We start from the raw sequence: 8,814 nt of genomic DNA on the forward strand, positions 1-8,814 counted from the left end.
ACAGCTAAACGCTGTGTCTTTTTTTATTTGGCTCCAATGACTTCAGTATTTCTTTCCTTTTCGTGTTCCGTTGTATAACGTCTTCTTTTTAGAAAACAATAATGATTAGAGTATAGGAGGCGTTTGGGGCATGAGTAAAAGATTAAATGCAATATTAGGAGATGTAGAAGTAAATCGCGATCTTATATTATTGTTAACCATTGGAGGCTTATATGCTCTGGGCATTTTCTTGTCAAATACATTTGTAAACATTTATTTATGGAAACAATCTGGAGATTACATAGCGATTGCTTTATATAATTTGTCTGTCTATATCATGCAGCCTTTAACATTTATTTTAGCAGGGCGATGGGCGAAGAAGATCGATCGGGTCATTGTGCTTCGTCTCGGGGTTATTTTTCTATCCCTATTCTTCTTAACTGTATTATTTGCAGGCGAACAAGCGGCTACTTATAAAATTGTACTTGGTTCTGTTTTAGGTATAGGGTATGGGTTTTATTGGTTAGCTTTTAACGTACTCACATTTGAAATCACAGAACCGGAGACTAGAGATTTCTTCAATGGATTTTTAGGATTATTGAATTCACTTGGAGGAATTATTGGCCCTGTATTAGCTGGTTATATAATTTCTCGTTTAGCATCAAATACAGGTTACACCGTTATTTTCACGATTTCCCTCATTCTCTTTGTTTTAGCGGTGGTGTGTAGCTTCTTTTTAAATAGAAGATCTGCTAAAGGAAGCTTTACATTTAAACGAATCATACACGAGAGAAAACGCGATGGGAATTGGAAACGAATTTTATATGCACATATTTTTCAGGGCTTAAGAGAAGGAACATTTTTATTCGTAATTTCTATATGGGTGTTTATCACAACACAAAGTGAATTTGCATTAGGTAAATTTAACTTAGTCTATTCTGCTTTTTCGTTCTTGTTTTATTATATGGCGACGAGATTGATTAAGCCGCACATGCGGAAGTGGGCTATATTTGTCGGTGGGCTAACGCTCTATTTAGCCCTATATTTAATACTCATTCACTTATCCTATCCGATTTTACTTATTTATGCTGCAATTATTGGAATGGCTTATCCAATTATTTATGTACCTTATTTATCTTTAACGTATGATGTGATTGGTAAGGCCTGGCATGCAGCAGAAATGCGGATAGAATATATTGTGGTGCGTGAATTATTTTTAAATTTAGGTCGAGTCATTTCGATTGGCATTTTCTTGTTGGGAGTATCCTTATTCTCACCCGAAACGGTTATTCCATATATTTTAATGATCGTGGGAGTGGGACATTTCGTGATTTATTTCTTTATAAAAGATGTGGAATTTACGAAGGATACAGAAGAAGAATCTGTGTTTGTGAAAAATAAATTAGCCGATCATGATAATCGGTAAACGGGAGTTCTGTTTCATAGTCGAGAGGGGCATTTAGATGCTATAATGACAATAGAATATGGTTAAAAAAAGGGGAGAAACTCATGGGGAAAAAGAAGAAAAAGAATAAATCGCACCTTCCCTTTCGATTAAATATTTTATTTTTCGTTGTATTTATGTTGTTTTCTGCACTCATTTTACAATTAGGTGTAGTGCAAATCTTGCATGGGCAAGAAGCTCAGGAAGAGATTGATCGTACCGAAAATGTAACAACAAAAATACCCGTACCAAGAGGGAAAATGTATGACCGATACGGGAATCTTGTCGTTGATAACAAACCACTCTATTCAATAACATATACACCGATGAAAACAACTGATGCGAAAGATCGTTTAAAAATCGCTCAGGACTTAGCAAACCTTATAGAAAAAGATACATCAGAGGTAACGAAAAGGGACAAACAAGATTACTGGATTCTTACTGCAGAAAATCCATATGCAAAACTTAGTAAGGATGAACAAAAGTTTACAGAAGATGAAGAAAAGGCAGGAGAACCTTCTCCGTATGAGATTCTTTTAGACAGAATTAAGCCTGAGGATATTGACTATACAGAAGATGAGTTGCAAATCATTGCAATAAAACGAGAACTTGATCAAGCATACGCTCTTTCTCCGCATATCATAAAAAATCAAGGTGTAACCACTGCGGAGTATGCTCGAGTTGCAGAACATTTAACTGAGCTTCCAGGAGTGAATGTGACAACAGACTGGGAGCGCCAATATCCATATGAGAATTCTTACAAGAGTTATATTGGTGCTATTAACTCTATTCCTAAAAATAGCCTAGAATATTTCTTGTCTCGTGGATACACACGAAATGACCGAGTAGGTACCAGTGGATTAGAACAAATGTATGAAACAGTTCTTAAAGGTCAAAAAGAACATATCCAACACACCACCAATAGTGATCAGGAATTGGTGAATTCTAAAGTGGTTCAAGAAGGAGAACGAGGAAAAGACCTTGTTCTTACTGTGGATATGGAACTACAAAAGCGTTTAGATAAAATTGTACAGAAAGAGTTAAAGGCCGCTATTGATAAGTTTCCAAACAAAAACCAGTACATGGACGATGCTTACGCTGTAGCGATGGATCCTCAAACTGGTGAAATTTTAGCGATATCTGGTCAAAAGTGGGATCGTGAAGACCAAAAGTTTATCGATACATCCTATCTTGCAGCTAATGGTAAGTATGAACCAGGTTCTGCTGTTAAGGCTGCAACTTTGTTAGCTGGATATGAAGAAGGTGTTGTTAGAAAAGGTGAACCCATTTACGATTCCCCTATTAAGTTACAAGGGACGGATGAAAAGAGTTCATATAGGAATTTAGGCGAGATAAATGATATTGAAGCTTTAAAGTATTCTTCCAACGTATACATGTTCCACATTGCCATGCGTATTGGTGGAGATCCAACGTATGAACATAATGAAAAATTAGACTTCAATCCTGCACAATTCCAAGTTATGCGTAACTATTATAGTCAGTTTGGGTTGGGGACAGAGACAGGAGCGCGCCTGCCTGATAATTTAACCCCTAGCCGAGATAAGGGTGACGACCTCTTAGGTGGTAAAATGATGGACTTAGCTATTGGGCAGTATGACACTTATACGACCTTACAACTTGCCCAATACATTTCCACTATTGCTAATGATGGATACCGCATGAAACCGCAATTTGTAAAAGAAATCAGAGAGCCAGTTGCTAAACGTGGCAAAGTTGGTTCTGTAGTTGAATCTAAGGAACCAAAAGTTATGAACAAAATAACAATGGAAGACCATTATCTACAACGTGTACAAAAAGGGTTAAGAGAAGTGTTTTTATCTGGTGGTACAGCACATAGCTATTTTAAAGATGTTGATTATAAAGTCGCAGGTAAAACAGGAACAGCTCAACGTTACCACTATGAACCTGTGAAAGATAAAAACGGCGATATCATTAGGGATGAAGATGGTAATGTAGAAGACTACAAACGAGTTCCTGTAGAAAACTTAACGCTAGTTGGTTATGCACCATATGAGAACCCTGAAATCGCTTTTGCTGTTGTAGTACCTGACACAGGTGTTATTACTGGTGGGGGCTATCAGTACCAAACCAATAAAGAGATTGGTAGAGGGCTACTTGATACTTACTTTGAATTGAAGAAACAACGAGCTGAAGGGAAAGATGTTTCAGATCAAAGTGATGAAAGTAAAGAAAGCCAAAACGAAGACTCTGAATAATTGGGGATATCTTAAATATTCGACAGGATTATGCGAAAAAGCGCATAATCCTGTCTTTTTTTTAGAAAATATATAAGAAGACTACCTTTGGTGAAGACCATGAAATTGGGGGTTGAAGCCATTATTCACAATTTAAGGATGTGATCTTTACACAAGCTTAACATTTCATTTATATGACCTTAAAGGTATGTCTTTAGTATAAGAATTGTCAGTTGATACTGAACAGCAAATTCCGACAAATTATTAGGGGGAAAAGAAATGAAGAGTTTCAAGAGTTTAGCACTACTATTTACACTTATTCTTGTAATTGGTGCACTTGCAGCATGTGGAAATGCACCAAATGAAGGCAATAATGCTGAAGGTGGAAACGGTGATGGAAGCATCTCTGGGTCTGTAGCTATTGATGGCTCATCTACAGTTGCTCCAATCATGGAAGTTGTAACTTATAACTACCGTGAGGAAGCACCAAATGTTGAAACTTCTCTTGGCGTATCTGGTTCTGGTGGTGGATTCAAGAAATTCACTAAAGGTGAAACGGATTTAAGTAACGCTTCTCGCCCTATTAAACAAGAAGAAAAAGATATTGCAAAAGAAAATGGAATTGAGTACACAGGACTTAAAGTAGCATATGACGGTCTTTCTGTTGTTGTGAGTAAACAAAATGATTTCCTAAAGAACGTAACAGTAGAACAACTTCGTCAAATCTTCCTAGCTGAAGCAGGAAACAAAAAATGGTCTGACGTCAATCCTGACTGGCCAAATGAGCCAATCAAGATCTATAGTCCTGGTCACGATTCAGGTACATTCGATTACTTTAACGAAGTGATCCTTGAAGAAAAAGAAATGGTTTCTAACGAAAACGTAACTTTACACGAAGATGACAACGTACTTGTAAAAGGTATCGCAAACGATCCTTATGCAATTGGTTACTTCGGATATGCTTACTACCTTGAAAACAAAGACAGCCTTAAAGTTCTAGGTATCGACAACGGTGATGGGAACCCAGTTAAGCCAAGTGGTGAAACAATTCAAGATGGTTCTTATGATCCGCTATCCCGTCCACTATTCTCATATGTGAATAACGAAGCTGTTAAAAATAATCCAGCTGTTTACGATTTTGTAAAGTTTACATTAAATAACGCTGGTTCTGCTGCTGAAGAAGTTGGTTATGTAGCTCTTCCACAAGAGAAGTATGATGCTCAAATGGAAAAAATCAACGAAATTGCAGGTAAGTAATTAGATTTTGTGAAAACATTGGATGAATACAAAGCAGGTGAGGCTTCCTAATAAGCCTCACCTTGCCTTGTGATGAAAGGAGTTTGTCATGATGGGTAATATCAAGGAGGACAAACAAAAAATTGATGTCCAACAGATGATAAATGAAAAAAAATCAACGCAAAACAATCTCAAAATTATAGAGAAAATTGTACCCGTCTTTTTATTTCTATGTGCCGCTTTGTCCATTTTAACTACCGTGGGGATTCTGTTTACATTGTTACGTGAATCCATTACATTCTTTGGGGAACAAGGATTTTTCTCATTTATTACGGGAACGAAGTGGAACCCATGGGCAGGTGATTTTGGTGTCTTACCATTAATCACGGGTACATTGCAAATTACAGTTATCTCTATTCTTGTAGCTTTACCGATTGGATTAGCTTCAGCCATTTTCTTGAGTGAATATGCAAGTGATAAAGTAAGAAGAACAATTAAGCCGACTTTAGAAGTACTAGCTGGTGTTCCAACTGTTGTATATGGTTATTTTGCTGTATCGTTTGTAACACCAATCTTGCGTTCGATCTTCCCTGAAATCGGTATTTTCAACGCATTAAGTGCTGGTTTAGTAGTAGGGATTATGATAGTACCAATGATTGCATCTCTTTCAGAGGATGCGATGAACTCTGTACCAACTAGCTTACGTGAAGGTGCTCTTGCACTTGGTAGTACTCGTTTGGAGGTTGCTTTAAAAGTTGTTGTTCCTGCTGCGTTTTCAGGTATTGTAGCAGCAACTGTGCTTGCCATATCCCGTGCGATCGGAGAAACGATGATTGTTACCATTGCAGCTGGTGCATCACCGAACTTAACCTTTGATCCGTTAGTATCGATACAGACGCTAACTGCATTTATTGTACAGGGGATTAAAGGGGATACAACATTTGGTTCAATGATTTATTACAGCGTTTATGCTGTAGGTATGACCTTATTCGTATTCACCCTTGCGATGAACCTACTATCTCAATATATTGCTCGTAAGTTTAGGGAGGAATACTAATGCTCGGTATGGACGAAACAAAAGTACAAGGACGCATTAAAAATCGTCAATTGTTAAATAAAATTTTCCGAACACTATTCTTTTTCTCGACATTAATTGGACTCATTGTTCTTGTTATGTTATTAGCTCGTGTGTTGACTCAAGGACTTGGATGGTTTGATTGGGAATTTATCACAACCATGCCTGCTCCATTTGCGGATAAGACTGGGATACTTGCTGGTCTTGGTGGTACGATAGCACTCATGATTGTAGTTGCTCCCGTTTCCATTATTGTAGGTGTTTCAACAGCTCTCTACCTAGAAATGTATGCCAGACAAAACAAGTTAACACGCTTTATACAAGTGAATATTTCAAACTTAGCTGGTGTGCCATCAATTGTTTATGGTCTATTAGGATTAACATTCTTTGTCTATATGCTTCAAATGGGATATACCTTGATAGCAGGTGGATTAACCCTAAGCCTACTCATTCTTCCAGTTATTATTGTGGCTTCTCAGGAAGCAATTCGTGCAGTTCCAAATGATCTTCTTGAGGCTTCATATGGAATGGGGGCTACAAAATTACAGACGATTGTTCGCGTCATTTTACCTGCAGCAATTCCGGGGATGATTACTGGTTCAATCTTAGCCCTTTCTCGTGCAATTGGAGAAACAGCACCGTTAATCGTAGTTGGTGCTGCGACAACGATTTATAGTGTGCCGGACGGATTATTATCTAAGTACTCAGCTATGCCGATTCAGATTTATTACTGGGTAAGTAAGCCACAAGCTGAATGGCAGTTTGTAGCAGCAGCAGGAATTATGGTGCTACTCATTGTCTTATTACTCATGAATGCAACTGCTGTATTTATCCGAAATAAATTCCAAAAACGTTTATAATAGTAAAAATCATTTGCTCGATTAAAAGATTACTTTGGATGAAGGAGGATGTTAGCATGGCTAACAATACGCAAGCTCAAACATCAAACCAACAACAAAAAAGCACGGTATTTGATGTTACAGATTTGAATTTATGGTACGGTGAGGATCAGGCTTTATATGATATTAATATGAATATAAAACAGAACGAGGTAACAGCAATCATTGGTCCCTCTGGTTGTGGTAAATCAACGTACTTGAAAACTCTAAATCGAATGGTTGAGACTGTACCGATCGTACGTATTTCTGGATCTATTAAATATAAGGACTCAGAAATATTCGATGATAAATATAAAAAAGAAGATCTACGCACAAAAGTAGGAATGGTGTTCCAAAAACCAAATCCTTTCCCGAAATCGGTCTATGATAACGTAGCGTATGGACCACGTATTCACGGGATTCGAGATAAAAAGACCTTAGATCAAATCGTAGAGAAAAGCTTACGTGACGCCGCTATTTGGGATGAAGTAAAAGATCGCTTAAATGAAAATGCTTATGGTTTATCAGGTGGTCAGCAGCAACGTCTATGTATTGCACGTTGTCTTGCTATTGAACCAGATGTCATCCTAATGGATGAACCGACATCTGCTCTTGACCCGATTTCAACCCTGAAAGTAGAAGAGCTAGTTCAAGAGCTGAAAAAGAAATACAGCATTATTATTGTCACGCACAACATGCAACAAGCAGCTCGTATTTCTGATAAAACGGCTTTCTTCTTGAATGGAGAAATGGTAGAATTTACTGAAACAGATACACTATTCTCCACTCCTTCTGACAAACGAACAGAAGATTATATCACAGGTCGATTCGGTTAATAGCTCTCGCTAAAGGAAAGGGGTTTAAAAATGGAAATTCGTGGTCAGTTTCATGAAGATTTAGATAAGCTTAAATTTAGTATTAAACGATTAGCTGTAGAGGCAGTGCAAGCATTTGATGAATCAATTGAAGCATTGTATGCTCATGATGTTGATACTGCTCAGAAAATCAGAGAACGCGATGTAAAGTTGGATAAAGAGGAGCTTGATATTAATGAACAAGCAATTCTTCTTATCGCAAAACAACAACCTGTCGCAACAGATTTAAGACGTTTAATTGTTGCAATCAAAATTTCTTCTGATTTAGAACGTATGGCGGATCATGCGACGAACATTGCTAAAAGTACGATCCACTTAGGTAAAGACCATGACCTTACGATTCATCCTGCTTTACGCCAAATGGCAGATAAGGCAAAAACAATGGTTGATACAGCGATTGATGCTTTTGAATATGAGGATGTTTCCTTGGCTCGTAAGCTTGCTGAAATGGATGATGAGATTGATAAGATGTACGGTGAAGTCATTCGTGAAATGCTTGAGCAAACGGCAAATGATCCTCAAAAAATTCAACACATCATGCAGATGGCGTTTGGTGCACGTTATATTGAACGCTTTGCAGACCATATCACCAATATCGGCGAGAACATTTTCTACCTTGTAAAAGGAGAATCGTTCGATTTAAATAAGTAAAACACACTATTAAAGTACGAAAGTAGGCATTGGTCATTAACAATGCCTACTTTTTTCTATTATAAGGGTACATTACTCAATAATAGCCCCCTATTGTTGAAGACTTGGATTCGGGATAAAGTGCGTATGGTTCCGTTGCTTTTGTGCAGATCGGCGGGCGGGGGAACGGGGGGCGTTCCTGCGGACGGAGCGCCGAGCCTCCTCATTCGCAAGCTCCCTGCGGGGTCTCGTCACTCCGTTCTTCCGCTGGAGTCAACCCGTTCCACAGCCCACCTTAGCCGAATGGAGACTAACGGAACCGCCGTAGTTCTGGAGAGGATGTTCTGATTCCAGGTAGTATAATCCTATCATGACGAGGGTCGGAGCAAATTCTATGAATAAGAAATCTAATCCATATGAGATGGGAAAGTCCAAATTATGGTCCGTTAATCTCCATAATCGCGTGGAGGGAAGGAAACGG

Annotated in this window: 7 protein-coding genes; all 7 read left to right on the forward strand. The window is 38.1% G+C overall.

The annotated features are described in order from the left end of the window. The first annotated feature begins 130 nt into the window (after positions 1–130). The 7 genes from H514_RS0117225 to phoU all read left to right on the forward strand — a co-directional run bounded on the left by H514_RS0117225 (position 131) and on the right by phoU (position 8,354). Entirely contained in the window at positions 131–1,405 is a 1,275-nt protein-coding gene (locus H514_RS0117225) for an MFS transporter (RefSeq protein ID WP_027448070.1), read from the forward strand. 83 nt (positions 1,406–1,488) lie between these two features. Continuing rightward, a complete protein-coding gene (locus H514_RS0117230; RefSeq protein ID WP_027448071.1) occupies positions 1,489–3,660 on the forward strand; it encodes a peptidoglycan D,D-transpeptidase FtsI family protein in 2,172 nt (723 codons plus the stop codon). A gap of 258 nt (positions 3,661–3,918) precedes the next feature. Continuing rightward, the gene (locus H514_RS0117235; RefSeq protein WP_027448072.1) at positions 3,919–4,896 is read left to right on the forward strand and encodes a PstS family phosphate ABC transporter substrate-binding protein; all 978 of its coding nucleotides are present in this window, start codon (positions 3,919–3,921) and stop codon (positions 4,894–4,896) included. Positions 4,897–4,987: 91 nt separating this feature from the next. Beyond that, the gene (gene pstC, locus H514_RS0117240) at positions 4,988–5,932 is read left to right on the forward strand and encodes a phosphate ABC transporter permease subunit PstC (protein WP_154657402.1); all 945 of its coding nucleotides are present in this window, start codon (positions 4,988–4,990) and stop codon (positions 5,930–5,932) included. Beyond that, positions 5,932–6,810 (forward strand): phosphate ABC transporter permease PstA, encoded by an 879-nt coding sequence (pstA, locus tag H514_RS0117245; RefSeq protein WP_027448074.1) that lies wholly within the window; start codon positions 5,932–5,934, stop codon positions 6,808–6,810. The genes pstC and pstA overlap by 1 nt, the downstream gene beginning before the upstream one ends. Before the next feature lie 38 nt (positions 6,811–6,848). Further along, positions 6,849–7,664, forward strand: coding sequence for a phosphate ABC transporter ATP-binding protein PstB (gene pstB / locus H514_RS0117250; protein WP_051255197.1), 816 nt, complete (start codon positions 6,849–6,851; stop codon positions 7,662–7,664). A 30-nt stretch (positions 7,665–7,694) separates the two neighbouring features. Further along, a complete protein-coding gene (gene phoU, locus H514_RS0117255; RefSeq protein ID WP_027448076.1) occupies positions 7,695–8,354 on the forward strand; it encodes a phosphate signaling complex protein PhoU in 660 nt (219 codons plus the stop codon). Positions 8,355–8,814: the final 460 nt, after the last annotated feature.

The organism is Pontibacillus marinus BH030004 = DSM 16465 (assembly GCF_000425225.1).
Taxonomy (GTDB): Bacteria; Bacillota; Bacilli; order Bacillales; family BH030062; genus Pontibacillus; species Pontibacillus marinus.

Excerpts from the sequence above, each read along its gene's own strand:
- H514_RS0117225 (WP_027448070.1), top strand. The coding sequence starts at position 131 with ATGAGTAAAAGATTAAATGCAATATTAGGAGATGTAGAAGTAAATCGC.
- H514_RS0117230 (WP_027448071.1), top strand. The coding sequence starts at position 1,489 with ATGGGGAAAAAGAAGAAAAAGAATAAATCGCACCTTCCCTTTCGATTA.
- H514_RS0117235 (WP_027448072.1), top strand. The coding sequence starts at position 3,919 with ATGAAGAGTTTCAAGAGTTTAGCACTACTATTTACACTTATTCTTGTA.
- pstC (WP_154657402.1), top strand. The coding sequence starts at position 4,988 with ATGGGTAATATCAAGGAGGACAAACAAAAAATTGATGTCCAACAGATG.
- pstA (WP_027448074.1), top strand. The coding sequence starts at position 5,932 with ATGCTCGGTATGGACGAAACAAAAGTACAAGGACGCATTAAAAATCGT.
- pstB (WP_051255197.1), top strand. The coding sequence starts at position 6,849 with ATGAAGGAGGATGTTAGCATGGCTAACAATACGCAAGCTCAAACATCA.
- phoU (WP_027448076.1), top strand. The coding sequence starts at position 7,695 with ATGGAAATTCGTGGTCAGTTTCATGAAGATTTAGATAAGCTTAAATTT.